The 17,995-nt window shown below is 30.4% G+C and carries 15 protein-coding genes; 13 read left to right on the top strand and 2 right to left on the bottom strand.

Annotated features, from left to right (window positions below):
- Positions 1-107: 107 nt before the first annotated feature.
- The 3 genes from Ccar_RS17400 to Ccar_RS17390 all read left to right on the top strand — a co-directional run bounded on the left by Ccar_RS17400 (position 108) and on the right by Ccar_RS17390 (position 3,318).
- Complete coding sequence (locus Ccar_RS17400; protein ID WP_007061863.1) at positions 108-383, top strand: hypothetical protein; 276 nt, start codon at positions 108-110, stop codon at positions 381-383.
- Between the two features lie 117 nt (positions 384-500).
- Positions 501-1,586: a clostripain-related cysteine peptidase gene (locus Ccar_RS17395; protein WP_007061864.1), complete on the top strand. Its 1,086-nt coding sequence runs from the start codon at positions 501-503 to the stop codon at positions 1,584-1,586.
- A gap of 214 nt (positions 1,587-1,800) precedes the next feature.
- Positions 1,801-3,318 carry a hypothetical protein gene (locus tag Ccar_RS17390; protein WP_007061865.1) on the top strand — a complete coding sequence of 506 codons (1,518 nt, stop codon included), beginning with the start codon at positions 1,801-1,803 and terminating at the stop codon, positions 3,316-3,318.
- Between the two features lie 106 nt (positions 3,319-3,424).
- On the opposite strand, the gene Ccar_RS17385 is transcribed toward Ccar_RS17390, so the two are convergent.
- Together Ccar_RS17385 and Ccar_RS17380 are read right to left on the bottom strand one after the other, a co-directional pair.
- Positions 3,425-3,895: a hypothetical protein gene (locus Ccar_RS17385; protein ID WP_007061866.1), complete on the bottom strand. Its 471-nt coding sequence runs from the start codon at positions 3,893-3,895 to the stop codon at positions 3,425-3,427.
- Between the two features lie 109 nt (positions 3,896-4,004).
- The gene (locus Ccar_RS17380) at positions 4,005-4,367 is read right to left on the bottom strand and encodes a hypothetical protein (RefSeq protein WP_007061867.1); all 363 of its coding nucleotides are present in this window, start codon (positions 4,365-4,367) and stop codon (positions 4,005-4,007) included.
- Between the two features lie 267 nt (positions 4,368-4,634).
- Here Ccar_RS17380 and Ccar_RS17375 point away from each other — a divergent pair, with 267 nt between their 5' ends.
- From Ccar_RS17375 to Ccar_RS17330, 10 genes are all read left to right on the top strand, one after another.
- Positions 4,635-4,907, top strand: a complete 273-nt coding sequence (locus Ccar_RS17375) for a putative Se/S carrier protein (RefSeq protein ID WP_007061868.1) — start codon at positions 4,635-4,637, stop codon at positions 4,905-4,907.
- Between the two features lie 35 nt (positions 4,908-4,942).
- Positions 4,943-6,079: an aminotransferase class V-fold PLP-dependent enzyme gene (locus Ccar_RS17370; protein WP_007061869.1), complete on the top strand. Its 1,137-nt coding sequence runs from the start codon at positions 4,943-4,945 to the stop codon at positions 6,077-6,079.
- A 371-nt stretch (positions 6,080-6,450) separates the two neighbouring features.
- Entirely contained in the window at positions 6,451-7,023 is a 573-nt protein-coding gene (locus tag Ccar_RS17365; protein WP_007061870.1) for a glycerol-3-phosphate responsive antiterminator, read from the top strand.
- Positions 7,024-7,208: 185 nt separating this feature from the next.
- The gene (locus tag Ccar_RS17360; RefSeq protein WP_007061871.1) at positions 7,209-8,471 is read left to right on the top strand and encodes a PTS galactitol transporter subunit IIC; all 1,263 of its coding nucleotides are present in this window, start codon (positions 7,209-7,211) and stop codon (positions 8,469-8,471) included.
- Between the two features lie 18 nt (positions 8,472-8,489).
- A complete protein-coding gene (locus Ccar_RS17355; RefSeq protein WP_007061872.1) occupies positions 8,490-10,001 on the top strand; it encodes an FGGY-family carbohydrate kinase in 1,512 nt (503 codons plus the stop codon).
- Positions 10,002-10,022: 21 nt separating this feature from the next.
- On the top strand, positions 10,023-10,781 hold the full coding sequence (locus Ccar_RS17350) for an SDR family NAD(P)-dependent oxidoreductase (RefSeq protein ID WP_007061873.1): 759 nt from the start codon (positions 10,023-10,025) through the stop codon (positions 10,779-10,781).
- Between the two features lie 18 nt (positions 10,782-10,799).
- The gene (locus Ccar_RS17345) at positions 10,800-11,651 is read left to right on the top strand and encodes a class II fructose-bisphosphate aldolase (RefSeq protein ID WP_007061874.1); all 852 of its coding nucleotides are present in this window, start codon (positions 10,800-10,802) and stop codon (positions 11,649-11,651) included.
- 12 nt (positions 11,652-11,663) lie between these two features.
- Positions 11,664-12,704: a 2-hydroxyacid dehydrogenase gene (locus Ccar_RS17340; protein WP_007061875.1), complete on the top strand. Its 1,041-nt coding sequence runs from the start codon at positions 11,664-11,666 to the stop codon at positions 12,702-12,704.
- 374 nt (positions 12,705-13,078) lie between these two features.
- A complete protein-coding gene (locus tag Ccar_RS17335; protein WP_007064865.1) occupies positions 13,079-15,412 on the top strand; it encodes a U32 family peptidase in 2,334 nt (777 codons plus the stop codon).
- 44 nt (positions 15,413-15,456) lie between these two features.
- Complete coding sequence (locus Ccar_RS17330) at positions 15,457-17,820, top strand: endonuclease MutS2 (protein ID WP_007061877.1); 2,364 nt, start codon at positions 15,457-15,459, stop codon at positions 17,818-17,820.
- The last annotated feature ends 175 nt before the right edge of the window (positions 17,821-17,995 follow it).

Genomic DNA, 17,995 nt, shown 5'->3' with positions numbered 1-17,995 from the left:
ATTGTTTATATAAAAAATAGCAATAATAGCATTTCTACATATAATAATAATTGAGATAATATAGTATAGATGGATTAAATAAAAGCAATTTTAAAGGAGATTTTAACATGTCCAAAAAAAACTGCTGTTCAGATACTTTAAGTAAGGATAATGAATGCATTATTGAATTTAAACCATGTGAAATGATTAAAAATGTAAATATAAATGTTGAGCCTGAAGAAGATGAATGTTGTTGTAATTTCCATGAGGAAGTGGATGATAGGTTTATTATGGCATTAGTATGTACAATAATAAAACAGTTAGATTTTAGATGTGAAAAACATAGCCACAAGCACAAACATAAGCATAGATATAGTAGTTCCAGCAAGCATCACCATTCTTAAGATAAAATATTTAAGTTGAAAAGTTTGGTATTTAATGAATTTAAAATTTATATAGTGGAGATTTTTCTAAAAGTTTAAGTGAGATTTTATCTACATTATTAAGGATGTGTTTATAATATGCTCAATGAGAATATGCAAAAATGGACTATACTAATTTATGCAGATGGCAATAATGAAATGGAAAGTATAATGTATAAGTCATTTTTAGCATGTGAAAAGATTGGATCTAATAAAGATGTAAATATAGTTGTTCAAATAGGCAAATTAGGCAATTATAAAACTTGTGATAAAGATAGTTGGTGTGGAGTAAGAAGATATTATGTTGAAAATGGACACTCTATTTTAATACAAGATTTAGGTCAAACAAATATGGCAGATCCTAATGTTCTATACGATTTTATAAAGTGGGGATATGAAAATTATAAAGCTGAGCATTTTATGGTAGTGCTTTCTGATCATGGAGGAGATTTTATAGGCTGTTTTACTGATCTAAGTTTAAATGTGCCTTATATTATGGGCATACCAGAAATGATTGAAGCGGTTAATGCATTAAGAAAAAACTTACATTATATAATAGATATTTTGGTATTAGATATGTGTTATATGAATTGTGTAGAGATTCTTTATGAATTAGGGAAAGAAGAAAATCCAGCAGTAAAAACTGCAGTAACTTATGTGGATTATGCTGTCTATGAAGGGATAGATTATAATAAATTAGTTTTTATTACTGAAAAATACAGCAATATTGCTGATTTAAGTTTATTTATAAAACATATAATAGAGGAGCAGGATTTTAATTTAGCAGCATTTGAAATAAATCATGAAAAACTAGAAAAAATAAAATTTTTATTTAGTAATGCAGCTAAAATAGTGGAAAAACCATTAGAGGTGTTTAGTGATTCTAATGTAAATTTGAAAGAAGCGGATTTTGTAAAAAATATCAATGATAGCTTAAAATCAATAGTTATATATAGTAAAAAGACTTTTGAAGGTATAAATGTTTCTGTTAATGTAACCTGTGAAGATGTAGGATATTTAATTGTTTTTTATAATAAATTAGCTTTTTCTAACAATAACTCTTGGACTGAACTTTTAAGCAAGGTTGACATAGAAAAGGTACCTGTTCAAAAAGATAAGGTTAATGTAGCTTTACCAGGTACTTCAGAGAGTAAAATTCATTATATAATGAAGTTAAAAAAGTAGTAAATAAGTGCATTGTGAAAGGTAGAGTTTAAAAAAGAACTCTACTATTTTTAATATTTATACAAAGATATTAATAAAAATGTCACTATAAATACATATACATAAAGGTAACAATTGTAATCAACTTGAATATTATATTATTGCAAACAGGAATTAAATTTTGGAACTTTTTAAAATTTTAGCTAAATAAATGATTAGCAAAAGGAGGATATATATGAAGATAGAAAGGTATCCTGAAATAAAATATGATCAATTTAGCATAGTAGGCAATAGAGATCAGTATTATAAAAATCGCATAAATGCAGAAATAGCAGCAGATGAAGTAATAATGTTAGATGATGGGCAGTCTGGTACAACACTTGATGCAAGGATAACAGCTAATGCAAGTTATACAAGAGAATTTACATGGAGTATAACCAAATCTGCCAATCCTACTCAGCTGAATTTATCTAATGGCGGTACAGGAACATCGCAATATACTATTACTGTTACTAAAAGTCAAACAACTACTGATAAAGCAGTTATAAGTGGCGTTGTAACTGTAATAAATATGGGATCTGCAGCAACTGAAGGTTTGAAAATAGTAGCAAAACTTACAAAATCCCCAAGCATGACGGTTATAAATTCTGTTAATGTAGATGTTAGTAGTAATCCTGTACTTGACCCAGGTGAGACAGGCAACTATCCGTATAGTTTAATAATTCCAACTGCTTCTATTGAAGTAGGTGCAGTTTATAAGGTTACAGCTGATGTTACAATTACGAATCATTCAGGACATCTTGGAACTCCATTTGGTCCAAGTCCAAGTGCTACAGCAACTTTACTAGAACCAACTTTAGTAAATGATAGTATTACCGTTACAGATACTAATCCAGGTAGTGGACCTTATACTTTTTCAGCTAGTGGAACAGAAACGTATTCTGTAGAGTATGAATGTCCTGATGACAATGGAACCCATATGAATACTGCAACAATTGAGGAAACAGGACAAAAAGCATCAGCTTCTGTTACAGTAAATTGTTCTGGAGATATATTAAAAGTATCAAAAGATGCTAAGACAACTTTAACTAGAACTTTTAATTGGAATATTACAAAATCAGCTGAGCCAGATAATATAACTCTTAGTGTTGGTGGAACTGCTCCTGTTAATTATGCTGTAACAGTAAATGAAACGCCAGTAGATAGTGACTGGGCAGTGAATGGAACAATAACGATACAAAATGTATCAGGAAGCAGCGTTACTATAAATAAGATTACTGATATTATTTCACCTGATAATATACCTGCTAATGTAGTTTGTAACGTAACTTTTCCATTTACACTTGCAGCAGGAGCTACATTAACATGTAGTTATAGCGCTAATCTTCCTAATGGAAACACAAGGCTTAATGAGGCTACAGTAACTATTCAGGTTGGAGCTGCAACTATAGATATAAAAGCATCAGCTGTTATTGATTTTAGTAAGGCAGTTATTAATGTAGAACATGAATGTGTTAAAGTACAAGATACTTTACAAGGAGAATTATCACCAAAGCTTTGTGTAACAGATCAACTTCCAAAAACATTTAATTATACACGAACTATAGGACCTTTTGAAAGTTGTGGTGACTTTGAAGTTGTTAATACTGCTTCAGTTAGAGATTTTAACTCAAATGTTCTTTTAGCTCAAGCTACCAATACAGTAAATGTTCATATTCCTTGCAGAGGATTAATTATTAAAGCAGTAATATAAAATAAATAAGGGTTTCAGTGCACCAGCATTGAACCCTTTAAATTTATATGACACTTTTAAGTTTAACAAATTAAATTTGGAGTTATAGATATAAAAATGTTTCTTACTAACATTCGGTATAATTATATATAACTTTTGCTTTAAATTTGCGTTCATTACAAATACAATTTTCTTGAATAACAAAACAAAATTTTCCAGCATCAAATTCTTTACATTTGCAGCTGTCAAGGCTGCCAGTAAACATTTTTTTAACCTTATATGCATATAGTTTGTCATTTTCATAAATTAATACGCTCACAACAATTGTTTTATTTGGACATATATCTTTTAAATTAACATGTAAAAATAGTAATCTTCCTTCAAAAGTTTTGTGGAGATTTATACATTTTTTGGGTTTATCATTACAGCAGTCATTTGAATCTGGATTATCATTAGAACAGCATTGAGTATTAAAAACAAAATTACCAAGGTTTCTGTGGCAGCTTTTATTAATATGTTTACTAGGCAAATTTTTACCATGCACGTGACTATGCCTTTTTTTTATTGAATCATTTTTAGAAAAATTATCTGTATTCATTGTCTTTCACCTCCTTATTTTTGTATATAACTAATTTGTAGTTTTATAAAAAAGGATATCTATTTAGATATCCTTTAATGCTAGTTTTAAGTTTTAAAAGTTAAAGCATTTATAAAGTACAACATCCTAAAATATAATTACCGCATGCAATATCAACACTAAAAGTACATGAGACATCTGTGCAAGCTTCTACATCAACCATAACATTTTTGAAATGTCGTGTTACATTTACACATGCACATTTATCAGCATTAGGAACATTTACGTCGAATATGTCACATACAGTTGCAACTATTTTATTATCACATTTAACAACTGCAACTATACCATATCTGGTTTTATTACAAAGTCCTGTTATGGTGACATCAAAATCTACTAAAGGGCAATTACAGATGTCAACGGTGCCTTCACCAGTAGGACATACAGCAGGATGGATAAAAGGGCCCAGAACGGCTTTGCATGATACGCTCATTATTTTTTCCTCCTAATGATTATTTCATAGATTTTGGGAATCTATGTATTTTATGAGGGGTAAAATACATAGTTTTTATAATAGTAATTTCTAATTATCTTTGCAATATTATCATATTCACTAAGCTTTTACTTGTTACAAAAATTAGGTAATATACTATCTTTAGTATTTATGGTAGTAAAGAATATTTTATGATTTAACAAACTGATATTTAAATGCATACTATAAAATAAAAAATCATTTATGGAGTAAATGAGGTGAAACATTATGAAAAAAAGCAGTGGTGAGTATTTAATGGTATTTCCTTGTTACAGTAAAGCAATGTTAATATATAACAAACTTATGGAAAAAGGATGTAAAGTTAACTTTATTTCCACTCCTTGTGAAATTACTTTGGGATGCAGTTATTCTATTAGATTTAATGAGGAGAATTTTGAAATTGTTAAAAGTGAATTAAAGATAAATAATATTAAAGCTAAATCTGTATATAAAATAGTTTTGCAAGATAATAAGGAAGCTTATCAATTAATTAAAGGATAGATTTGAGAATATTTACAAGATTTAAGGAGGAGATTATGATTTATTTAGATAATGCTGCAACTACTTTTCCTAAGCCTAATGAGGTTTATAAAGAGGTTTTAAATTGTATGGAAAACTATGCAGCAAATCCTGGAAGAAGTTCGCATAAGCTAGCAATAAAAGCACAATCTAAGATTATGGAAACTAGAGAAGCGATAAAAGAACTTTTTAATATTCCTGATCCTTTTCAGATAACTTTTACAAGTAATGCAACTGAGTCATTAAATATAGGGATTAAAGGGATTTTAAAGAGCGGTGATCATGTAATAAGTACAGCTATTGAGCATAATTCGGTACTGAGACCTTTAAACAGTTTGCAGAAAAAAGGAGTGCAGGTTACACTTCTTAATGTGGATAAAAGTGGTCATATAAGTATAGAGGATTTAAAGCGACAAATAAGAGCTAATACAAAATTAATAATTATAAATCATGCTTCAAATGTTATAGGAACTGTACAACCTATATCAACTATTGGAAAAATAGCAAAAGATACAGGAATTTTATTTATGGTAGATGCCTCTCAAAGTGCAGGTACTATAAATATAGATGTGGAAGAAAGCAATATAGATGTACTAGCATTTCCTGGTCACAAAGGATTATTTGGTCCTCAAGGTACAGGAGGCTTATTTATAAGAGATGGAGTTCAAGTAGAACCATTTAAAGAAGGTGGAACTGGAAGTAACTCAAGTGATATGGAACAGCCTGATTTTATGCCAGATAAATTTGAAAGTGGAACATTAAATACACCAGGTATTGCAGGATTATGTGAAGGAATAAAATTTATTAAAAAGGTTGGAATGAAAGAGATTTGCAAACATGAATTATTATTAACAGAGTATTTATTAATAGAATTAAAAAAGCTTAATTATGTAAAAATTTATGGTCCAACTAATTTAAAAGATAGATGCGCAGTAGTTTCAATTAATATTGATGGAGTAGATAGTTCAATAGTTGGGTATAAGCTTAATGAAAAAGGCATAGCAGTAAGAACGGGGTATCACTGCGCACCATTAATTCACAATATTATAGGAACTAATAATAAAGGTACAGTAAGAATAAGCCCAGGTTATTTTAATACTTTTAAAGATATAGAGACTATAGTAAAGAGCATAATGGATATATATAAACAATAAGTATAATTTAGTGTAATGTAAATAAACGATTTGTGAGATTCTCAAATCGTTTATTTATATATATTAAAATTATATATGATAATGATTTATAAATAATTAGTTTATAAAGTATTTGAGGATAAAAGTCTCATGTATGGCATTTAATTAAGTATATAAATATGACATTAGAGAATTTTGGTAATAGTATTATATGGATTTGGTAGTAAACACTATAAAATAATACATAAAAATGAACTAAGGCAATACCAAATAAGTAACAATATATCAAATTTAATAGTAATGTTATTGACTTTTAAATACTAATTTACTATAATAAATATATACCAAATATAATTTGTAAGTGATGTAATTTAATGGGAAGATTTTCGAATATGTTTAAACGGTTTACTATAATACCGTCTGTTCGTGATTTGAGAAATTTTGAAATTGCTTTAAAGTCTGTTTCAAATGTAATTTTTCTATCTGAAGTTCATTTAGGAAATCTTAAATCTTTAATTAAGAAGTGTCATGATAACAATAAAATAGCTTTAGTAAATATAGATTTAGTAGGTGGACTAGCTACTGATCAAATGGGGATAAAGTTGTTGAAAAATTTGTTTAAAGTTGATGGTATAATTTCATCTAATTCAACAAATGTAAATATGTCTAAAATGCTAGGGTTATATGCTATTCAACGATTTTTTCTTATAGATTCTAGAGGGTTAGAGTCAGGGCTAAAAGCATTAAAAAATAGTAAATGTGATGCAATTGAAGTTTTGCCTGGTCTGATATCTACAAATTTTAGAGATAAAATAGCTAAAGTTAAAAATGTACCTCTGCTAGGAGGTGGATTTATAACTGAAAAGTCAAATGTTATAGAAGTTTACAAGGCTGGATTTGTGGGAGTTACTACAAGTGAAAAAAAACTTTGGAATGATTATAGTTATTTAAAACAAAATAGGTAACAGGATGGTGATTTGAATCCTGTTTAAGAGTAGTCAATTTTGATTACTCTTAAACAGGATTTTATTTTTTATAAGGAGGTGAATTTATATTAAATAACAAATTAGAAATTATTTAAGGAGGTGAATTCATTTAAATAAAAAATTAGACACTGATTAATTATAGATGAAAGTGGTGGTTATTTAATATGTCAATTATTAAAACATTAATTAATATGGGACCTTCAGTAATGATGCCAATTATATTTTTTATATTAGCTATAGTATTTGGAGTGAAAATAGGTAAGGCATTTAAAGCAGGAATGCTTGTAGGAATTGGATTTGTGGGTATTAATCTTGTAATTGGACTACTTCTTGGTAGTTTAGGACCAGCAGCTCAGGCAATGGTTAAAAGATTTGGGTTAAGTCTTACAGTAGTGGATCCAGGATGGCCTGTTGGATCTACAATAGGTTGGGGCTCACCTATTGTTCCAATTGTTGTTTTTGGTGCACTTTTAATTAACTTAATATTGCTAATATTTAATCTTACAAAAACTGTTAATATAGATATATTCAATTATTGGCATTTTTTATTAACAGGTGGAGTAGTATATGCAGTTACAAATAATGTAGCTATTGCATCAGCAGGTTCTTTAATTCATTTCTTAGTTACACTTTTTATAGCGGATAGAACTGCACCTAGGATTCAAAAAAGTTTTAACCTAAAAGGAGTATCCTTTGCACATGCTACTTCAGCAATTTACGTACCTATTGGAATCGTTGTCAATTGGATAATTGAAAAAATACCAGGATTAAGAGATATTGATGCAAATCCAGATAAAATTACTAAAAAATTTGGTATTATGGGTGAACCTCTTACACTTGGAACTATGCTTGGAATTGTACTCGGAATATTAGCAGGCTGGAGTATAACAGATATATTGACTTTAGCAATTAAGGTTGCAGCAGTTATGGTATTACTTCCAGCAATGATAAATGTTCTTGTAGAAGGACTTATTACTGTAAGAGATGCTGCAGAAGTTTCGCTTAAAAAGAAATTTCCTGACAGGGAATTTTATATTGGACTTGATACAGCTTTATTAGTTGGAGATCCTGCAGTACTTGCTAGTGGACTTTTGCTAATACCAGCATCGCTTTTGTTAGCTATTATTTTACCAGGAAATAAGTTATTACCATTTGTGGATTTAGCATCACTTGTTTTTTTAGTACCTATGGTTGCTCCTTATTGCAAAAATAATGTAGTAAGAATATTTATTTCAGGACTTGTTATTATGACATTGATATTATATGCAGGGACAGATATATCACCTTATTATACTAAGGCAGCCAAAATTGCAAATGTAACACTTCCAAGTGGAGTATCAAGCTCTACAAGTATGGCAGGTATAGTTGGAGGAGCTACAACACCATTAGGATGGTTGATTATAAAATTATCAATGTTATTTAGTTAAAATTAAGGAGGGTTTAAAATGCCAAAATATTTAATTGGTATAGATAATGGTGGAACAATGTCAAAAGCCGCACTTTATGATTTATCAGGAAAAGAAATAGCTGTATCAGCTTATAAAACAAAAATGATTATGCCTAAACCAGGTTTTACTGAAAGAGATATGGACGAAATGTGGCAGGCAAATGTAGATGCTATTAGAGATGTAATAGCTAAAGGAAAAATAAATCCTAAAGATATAGCAGGAATTGCTACAACAGGACATGGAAATGGAATGTATCTTATAAATGAAAATGGTGAACCAGCTTATAACGGAATAATATCTACTGATACAAGAGCAAAAGATTATGTTAGTAAATGGTACATTAATGGAACATTTGAAATAGTTCTTCCAAAAACAATGCAAAGTATATGGGCAGGCCAACCGGTAGCACTTCTTGCATGGTTTAAAGATAATATGCCAGAAGTAATAAAAAATACAAAATGGGTTCTAATGTGTAAAGACTATGTTAGATTTTGTTTAACAGGAAAAGCCTATGCTGAAATTACTGATATTTCAGGAACAAATTTGATGAATGTTCGAGATGTAAAGTATGATGAAAGTTTATTAGATGAATTTGGGCTTAAGGAAATAATAGAAAAACTTCCACCTATAAAGTATTCATCTGAAATATGTGGGTATGTTACAAAAGAGGCAGCAAAAGCTACTGGACTTTTAGAAGGTACACCAGTTGCCGGAGGACTGTTTGATATAGATTCTTCAGCAATAGCCACAGGAGTTACAACGGAAGATAAACTTTGTATGATTGCAGGAACATGGAGTATAAATGAATATATAAGTAGGAAACCTATTGTATCAAAAGATTTATTTATGACATCACTATATTGTATGGAAGGATATTGGCTTACAACAGAAGCAAGTCCAACATCTGCATCTAATTTAGAATGGTTTGTTACTGAATTTATGGGTGAAGAAAAAGTTAAAGGTAAAGATATAAATAAATCAGTTTATGAATATGCCAATGAAATGGTTGAAAGTGTAAATGCAAAAGATACAAATATAATGTTTTTACCATTTTTATATGGTACAAATGTTGATGCTGATGCAAAGGCAAGTTTTGTTGGCTTGAGTGGATGGCATACAAAGGCACACCTAGTAAGAGCAATTTATGAAGGTGTTGCATTTTGCCATAAAGCACATATTGATAAGTTACTTGCATTTAGAGACAAACCTAAAGCTATTAGAATAGCAGGTGGTGCTGCTAAGTCTAAAGTATGGGTTCAAATATTTGCAGATGTTCTTCAGCTACCAATAGAAGTTACTACAAGTACAGAATTAGGAGCTCTAGGAGCTGCAATATGTGCTGGTATTGCTACAAATAATTTTAAATCCTTTGATTCTGCTGCCGATTCAATGGTAAATGTAGCTTATACCTGTATGCCCAATCAAGCACTGAAAGACACTTATAATAAAAAGTATAATATTTATACTGAAACAATTCAAGTGTTGACTTCTGTATTTAAAAAGTTGTAACTAATGAAAGGTGGTAGAACTATGGATTTAAAAGTAAAGAATAAATGTGCTATTGTTACTGGAGCATCAAGAGGAGTAGGTAAAGGCATAGCACTTGCATTGGCAAAGGAAGGGGCATATGTTGTAATAAATTACAATAAAAGTGAAGAATCTTGTAAAGAGGTAGTGAATGAAATTGTAAAAAATGGAGGAAGGGCATTGGCAGTTAAAGCAGATCTTGCTAATCCACAAGACTGCGTTAAATTGATAAATGCTGCTGAAAAAGAATTTGGGTGTGTAGATATATTAATTAATAATGCTGGAATATGGCTCAAAAATTGGATTCAAGATATTACTTTGGATGAATGGAAAAAAACCATGGATGTAAATCTAACATCAGTTTTTTTAACAAGCCAAGCCTTTATAAAGAAGAATATCTTACAGAAAAGAAATGGGAAAATATTAAATATAACTTCTCAAGCAGCATTTCATGGAGCAACTACGGGACATGCTCATTATGCTGCAAGTAAAGCAGGTGTTGTAGCACTTACAGTGTCTATGGCAAGGGAGATGGCTAGATATGGTATAAATGTAAATGCAGTAGCTCTTGGTATGGTAAAAACTGACATGGTAAGCAAAGCACTTGAGAATAATGAAGATTATTATATAAATAGAATACCTATTGGTAGAGTAGCTACTCCTGATGATATAGGTAAAATAGTAATGTTTATGGTATCAGAAGCTGCAGATTATATTACAGGTGCAACTATAGATGCTACAGGCGGAATGCTAATGAGATAGGAAAGGAAGGATTATATTATGTTAGTAACATTAAATGAAATTTTGAAAAAAGCAAGAGAGGAACATTATGCTGTACCAGCTTTTGATTGTATGGAAGATGTACTTATAAGAACTATTCTTGATACTGCAGAAGAAAAAAAATCACCAATTATTTTAATGGTATTAGAACATGATCTTGTTGGAAAAGGAATAAAATATATTACATCTATGATAAAAGGAGTTGCGGGTGAATACAAAATTCCAATAGCTCTTCATCTTGATCATGCTACAAATTTTGAGATTATAGAAAAAGCAATAGAAAATGGTTTTACTTCAGTAATGTATGATGGATCAATGTTGCCATTTGATGAAAATGTAGCAAATACAAAAAAAGTTGTTGATATGGCTAAGAAAAAAGGAGTTTCTGTTGAAGCAGAACTTGGACATGTTGCAGGAAAAGAAATAGATGGAACTAGTGCAGGAGAAACCATGCTTACAGATGCTGAGGAAGTTGTTAAATTTGTCAGTTTAACAGGAATAGATGCGTTGGCTGTATCTATAGGAACTGCACATGGGGTTTATGTTTCGACTCCAGAATTAAAAATAGACAGGCTTATAGAAATAAATAAATTAAGTCCTGTACCTCTTGTACTTCATGGAGGATCAGGTACACCATTAGATCAAGTGCAAAATGCTATTAAAAATGGTATAACAAAAGTTAACCTTTATGCTGATTTGAGAATTGCTTTAATGGAAGGAATGAAAAAGGCAGTGGAAGTCCAAAAAAGAATAGATCCTTTACCAGATGAATTATTTAAACCAGCGAAAGATATTTTAAAAAATAAAATACTAGAAAAAATAGATATGGTTATGTCAGAAAATAGAGCTTAAGGAGGACCAAACATGAAATTATTAGCTATAGGAGATAAATTTATTCCTAAAGAATCTATGAGTGAAGGACTAAAAGGATTGGAGAAATACGGAATAGATGTAACTGTCAGAGAGTGGAAACATGAAAATTTAGAAATGCTTCAAAAGGATAACCTTTTAGTAGAACAAAATGGGCCAGATGCAGTAGAGTTCTCACAAGAACTTATAGAAGACATTAGTGAATATGATATTTTAATAGTACAATTTGCACCTATATCAAAAAAAATAATAGATAAGGCTAAAAAATTAAAAATTATAGGAGTGTTAAGAGGTGGAGTCGAAAATATAGCATATGAATATGCTGCAATAAAAGGAATAACTGTTATGAATACTCCAGGACGTAATGCAAGGGCGGTTGCGGAATTTGCTATGGGTATGATATTATCAGAAGTTAGAAATATAGCTAGATCGCATGCAGCTTTGAAAAAAGGTGAATGGAGAAAAAAATTCCCAAATACTGGGGATATTCCTGAATTGTGTAACAAAACTGTGGGTATAGTTGGATTTGGATCTATAGGACAACTTGTAGCAGGATATTTAAAAGCATTTGGTTGTAATGTAATAGCATATGATCCATTTTTTAATGGAAATTTTGATGGAGTAAATATTGTTGAGTTACCTTATTTGCTGAAGAACTCAGATGTAATAACTGTCCATGCAAGACTTACAGAAGATACCTATCATTTAATTGGAGGAAAAGAAATTAGTCTTATGAAACCTAATGCTGTATTAGTTAATACTGCACGTTCGGGATTAGTTGATGAAAAAGCTCTTAAAGAAGCTTTGGAAGAAGGAAAAATTTCTGGAGCAGCTTTAGATGTATTTGATGTGGAACCATTAGAAGAAAATGATATACTTATGAAACTTGATAATGTAACTATAACTCCTCATGTTGCTGGATCTACAAAAGATGCATTTACTAACAGTCCTAAATTAATGAGAGATATTTTAATAAGAACAATAAAGGGTGAAAAAAGGTTACCTATTGTAAATGGAATAAAACCTGAAATATAAAATTTTATAACAAAAAATAATTTAATTTTAGACTGTTGACAAATATGTTTTGTCAGCAGTTTTTTATATAGAACATTTTAACTTTACGTTGAAATATATAATGGTATATATGCTTTAAAGTTGAAGAAGATAAAAATAACACGAAGCAACTTTTTTAGTTAAGAGTTAAGAGTGAAGAACTAGCAGTTAATGTGCATTTTTGCGATAGCTAAAAATCATCCTCCACTATTAATTCTTAATTTGCGAAGCTTTGCTTCGCATTATGCTTAAAGTATAAAATACTCCATTTATGTGCCTAAAATAAGTTTTAAAAGATAATAATATACTGTATAATAAAAAACGTATGGTTAAGAAAATAGTAGGAGAGATGTAGGATGAACAAAATAGAACTGCTGGCGCCAGCAGGAAGTATGGATAGTCTTTATGCAGCAGTACAGTGTGGAGCAAATGCAGTATATTTAGGAGGAAATAAGTTTTCAGCAAGAGCTTATGCTTCTAATTTTGATAATGAAAATATGAAAAAGGCAGTGGAATACTGTCATTTATATGAAGTAAAAATATATGTAACTATAAATACCTTAATGAAAGAAAAGGAGCTTAAGGAAGCTTTAGAGTATGCTAAATTTTTATACAGTATTGGTGTAGATGCACTGCTTGTACAGGATGCAGCATTAGCTGTGTTAATAAAGGAGGCATTACCAGACTTTGAACTTCATGCTTCAACTCAAATGACAGTACATAATGGTGAGGGAGCTGCTCTTTTAAAAGATAAAGGATTTAAAAGAATTGTACTTTCAAGAGAGCTTTCTTTAAATGAAATAAAACATATATCCAAAGATTTGAATATAGAAACAGAAATTTTTGTACATGGGGCATTATGTGTATGTTATTCTGGGCAATGCCTTATGAGCAGTTTAATTGGAGGAAGAAGTGGTAATAGAGGAAGATGTGCTCAACCTTGCAGATTACCATATACTATAGTTGATAGTATTAGTGGAGGAGAACAAAAAGGATATTTATTAAGCCCAAAAGATATATGTACTATAGAAAATATAAAAGATATAATTGAAAGTGGAGTTAGTTCTTTAAAAATAGAAGGAAGAATGAAAAGACCTGAATATGTAGCAGCAGTAGTATCTTCCTACAGAAAAGCTATAGATAGTATTCTAAAAGGATCAGATGTGAATATTGAACAGGAAAAGAAAAAGCTTTTACAGCTTTTTAATAGAGAAGGTTTTTCAAAGGCTTATTTGTTTGGAAATGTAGGTAAAGATATGATGGCTTATACTTTCCCTAAGAATACAGGAGTAATGCTTGGAAAGGTCCAAAAGGATTTAAGTATTGCATTACAAGAAGATTTGAGCATTAAGGATGGTATAAGAAATGGAGAAAAAGGATTTACAGTTTCAAAAATAATACAAAATGGAAATGAAGTTTTTGAAGCGTCTAAAGGAAGTAAAGTAAAACTTAAGCCAGTAGATTTTAAAAGTGGAGATATTCTTTATAAAACTTCAGATATAAAGCTACTTAGTTCTATGGAAAGTATTTATAAAAATCCTTTTGAAAAAAAAGTAGACTTGGATTTAAAAGTAAAATTTAAATTAAATGAGCCTATAAAGTTAAGTACTATTTACAAAGGAAAACAGTATTCTGTTGAGGGAGAGCTAGTTCAAAAAGCTTTAAAACAACCTTTAAATACAGATAAATTGAAAGAACATCTTAAAAAAAGTGGAAGTACTCCTTTTAGGGTCGCTAATATACAATTTGATGATGTTCAAGAAGGTTTTATGCCAGTATCATCTATAAATGAGAGCAGGAGAAAGCTAATAGAAGCTATAGAAAATGATTTACTTAAGGTAAATAGAACTAAAGGTTTAGAAGCGTTAAAGAAAGAAAAAGCTTCCGCTAGGCCAATTCCTAAATGTATGATTTGTGTCAATATGCTAGATCAAATGAAAGCTGCTTTTGAAAATGAACTTTCGGATGTGGCAGTAGATATATTTTATAAAAAAAGTGATATAAAAGATGAAATAATAAAAGAAAACAGCGTTTGGCTTAAGGTTCCTAATATTATAAAAGAGGAATTTTCAGCTGTATGTTCTAAAGTAGAAGAATTGCTCCCATATATAAAAGGCATAGTTACAGCAAATTTGGGTATAATACATAAATTTAAAGAAAAAACTACAATAATAGGAGACTATAAACTAAATATATTTAATCCTACTTCTACACAATTTTATAATGATTTACTGGATGGCATATGTTTAAGTGTAGAGCTTAATAAAAGTGAAATGTTGAGTTTAGCTAAGAAGTCTAAAATACCATGCCAGATAATGCTTTATGGAAAAGTAGAAAATATGGTTTCAGAGTACTGCGTAATAGGAAGTACTTTTGGAAACAAAGGTGTATCTCAAAATTGCAGCAGAGCATGTGAAAAAGGAACATTTCATTTAAAAGATAGAATGGGAGCATGCTTTACTGTTAATACAGATAAATATTGTAGATGTCATATTTATAATAGTGTGCCTACAAATTTAATAGACAATATAGATGAGTTAGAAAAGGCAGGTATAAATAATTACAGAATTGATTTTATAGATGAAACTTATAATGAAGTAAATAATGTGCTAAAATGTGTAAAACAGAAAGAATGGAATGGAGATTTTAGTAAATTTACAAGAGGACATTATAAAAGAGGTGTAGAGTAATCTACATTAAATAATACAAGTTGGTAAAAAGGTGGTCGAACGAGTTGAATGAAAAAGCATTAAAGGTGCTAGAATTTTATAAGATAAGAGAACAGTTAAAGAATTATACAAGTACTGGTGCAGCTAAGGATTTAATAGAAGAATTAAAACCTTATGATAATATATATGAAGTTAGAGAACATATTCAAGAAACAAAGGAGGCTTTTAAACTTTTAGTGACAAAGGGAGCACCTCCTTTTGAAGGTGTTTATGACGTTAGAGAAGGTATAAGCAGAGCAGGAAAAGGATCTACTTTAATGCCAGGACAGCTTTTGAAAATAGCAGCAATACTTAGAGCGGCTAGAAGATTTCAAGAGTACATAAGTCACAAAGAGGAAGAAGAAGGCTTTAGAGTTTTGGAGAATATATCTCAGGGTATTATTCCATTAAAGAATATAGAAGATCATATATTTATGTCCATAGAAAGTGAAGAACAAGTTTCCGATAGAGCAAGTACAGCCCTTTATAATATAAGAAAGGCTCTAAAGGATAAGAATTCCTCTGTAAGGGATAGGGTCAATTCTCTTATAAGAACTTATTCAGATTATCTACAGGATAATTTATATACTATGAGAGGGGATAGATATGTTTTACCTGTAAGAGCCGAGCATAAAGGGGCAGTTCCTGGACTTGTGCATGATCAAAGTTCTAGTGGAGCTACCTTATATATAGAACCTATGGGTTTAGTCAATTTAAACAATGAAATAAAGGAACTTATGTTAAAGGAAAAGGCAGAAGTAGATAGAATATTAGCTTACCTTTCAAATGAAATTTATGGAAGTATAATAGCAGTAAGAAATGATGCAGATATAATATGGGAACTAGATTTTATTTTTGCTAAGGCCAAATTTGCTAGTGAACTTAATTGTACAGCACCTAAGGTTAATGATGAGGGCATTATTGATATAGTACAAGGAAAACATCCTTTAATAGATAGAAAAGTAGTAGTACCTTTAGATGTGTATTTAGGTAAAGGCTTTACATCATTAGTTATAACTGGTCCTAACACAGGTGGTAAGACAGTTACATTGAAAACAGTAGGGTTGCTGCACATTATGGCTTTAAGTGGCCTTATGATTCCAGCTAGAGAAAATTCTACTGTAAGCTTTTTTAAAGAAGTATTTGCAGATATTGGAGACGAACAGAGTATAGAGCAAAGCTTATCAACTTTTTCATCTCACATGACCAATATTGTAAATATAATTAATAAGGCAGATGATGAATCACTAGTACTTTTTGATGAATTAGGAGCAGGAACAGATCCAACAGAAGGAGCAGCATTAGCTGTATCTATTTTGGAAAACTTAAAGAGCAGAGGCTGCAGAATAGTTGCTACTACTCATTACAGTGAACTTAAAGTTTATGCTTTAAAAGTAAATGGAGTAGAAAATGCATCAGTAGAATTTGATGTGGAAACATTACGACCTACTTATAGACTTTTAATTGGGATACCTGGTAAGTCAAATGCTTTTGAAATATCTAGAAGATTAGGACTTGCAGATTATATAATTCATGATGCAAAAGAAAATATAAATAGTGAAACACTTCAATTTGAAGATTTAATAGAAGATCTCCAAGAAAAAAGTGTAAAAGCTGAAGCTAATGCAAGAGAAGCAGAGATGTTAAAGCTAGAAGCGGCTAAAATTAAAGATAAATATGAAGAAAAAATGGGATCGCTTCAAAATGCCAGAGAAAAAGCTGTAATAAATGCTCAAAGGGAAGCAAAGAGAATTATAAAGGAAGCTAAAGAAGAAGCGGATAATATTCTTAAGGAAATGAGAGAATTAGAGAAAGCTGGTTATGCTTCAGATGTAAGACACAAGCTTGAAGAAGAAAGAAGAAAACTAGCACAAAAGCTTGATAAAATAGATGAAAAAGTTAATAAAGTAAAAAGAGATGATGGTGAGGAACTTAAAAATGTAAGAGAAGGAGAAGAAGTTTTTGTACCTTCTTTAAACCAAAAAGTAATAGTTATATCCAAACCTGATAATAAAGGTAATGTTCAAGTTCAAGCTGGAATTATGAAGATAGAAGTTAAACTAAAAGATTTAAGAGCAGTAACAGGTGCTGTAAATAAAGAAGAAAAGAAAAGAGTAAAGAGAGAAGCAAAGCTCAACTTAAAATCTGTAGCTTCATCTGTGGATTTAAGAGGAATGGATTCTTTAGAGGCAGTATATACTGCAGATAAATATTTGGATGAAGCATATTTAGCAGGACTAAAGGAAGTAACTTTAATTCATGGTAAAGGAACAGGTGTATTAAGAAATACCATAACAGATATGCTCAAGCACCATTCTCATGTAAAAAAATACAGACTAGGGGAATATGGTGAAGGTGGTACTGGAGTTACAGTAGCTGAACTTAGGTAGAAGAAATAGGCAGGGATTCGTGTAATAAGCATAATGCGGCGGAACTTTTTCAGAGGACAGAGGACAGTGAAGGATGATTTTTCTCTGCTTTGCTACGAAAAATCTTTAATTAAATTCTTAATGGCTCATTTCGATAAAGCGAAATATTGCTGACTTGTATAAATTCGAAGTTTGT

Origin of the sequence: Clostridium carboxidivorans P7, from assembly GCF_001038625.1 — a bacterium.
In the GTDB taxonomy this organism is placed as follows: domain Bacteria; phylum Bacillota; class Clostridia; order Clostridiales; family Clostridiaceae; genus Clostridium_AM; species Clostridium_AM carboxidivorans.
Note: the sequence above shows the minus strand (reverse complement) of the source record. Positions and strands in the feature narration are given on the sequence as shown.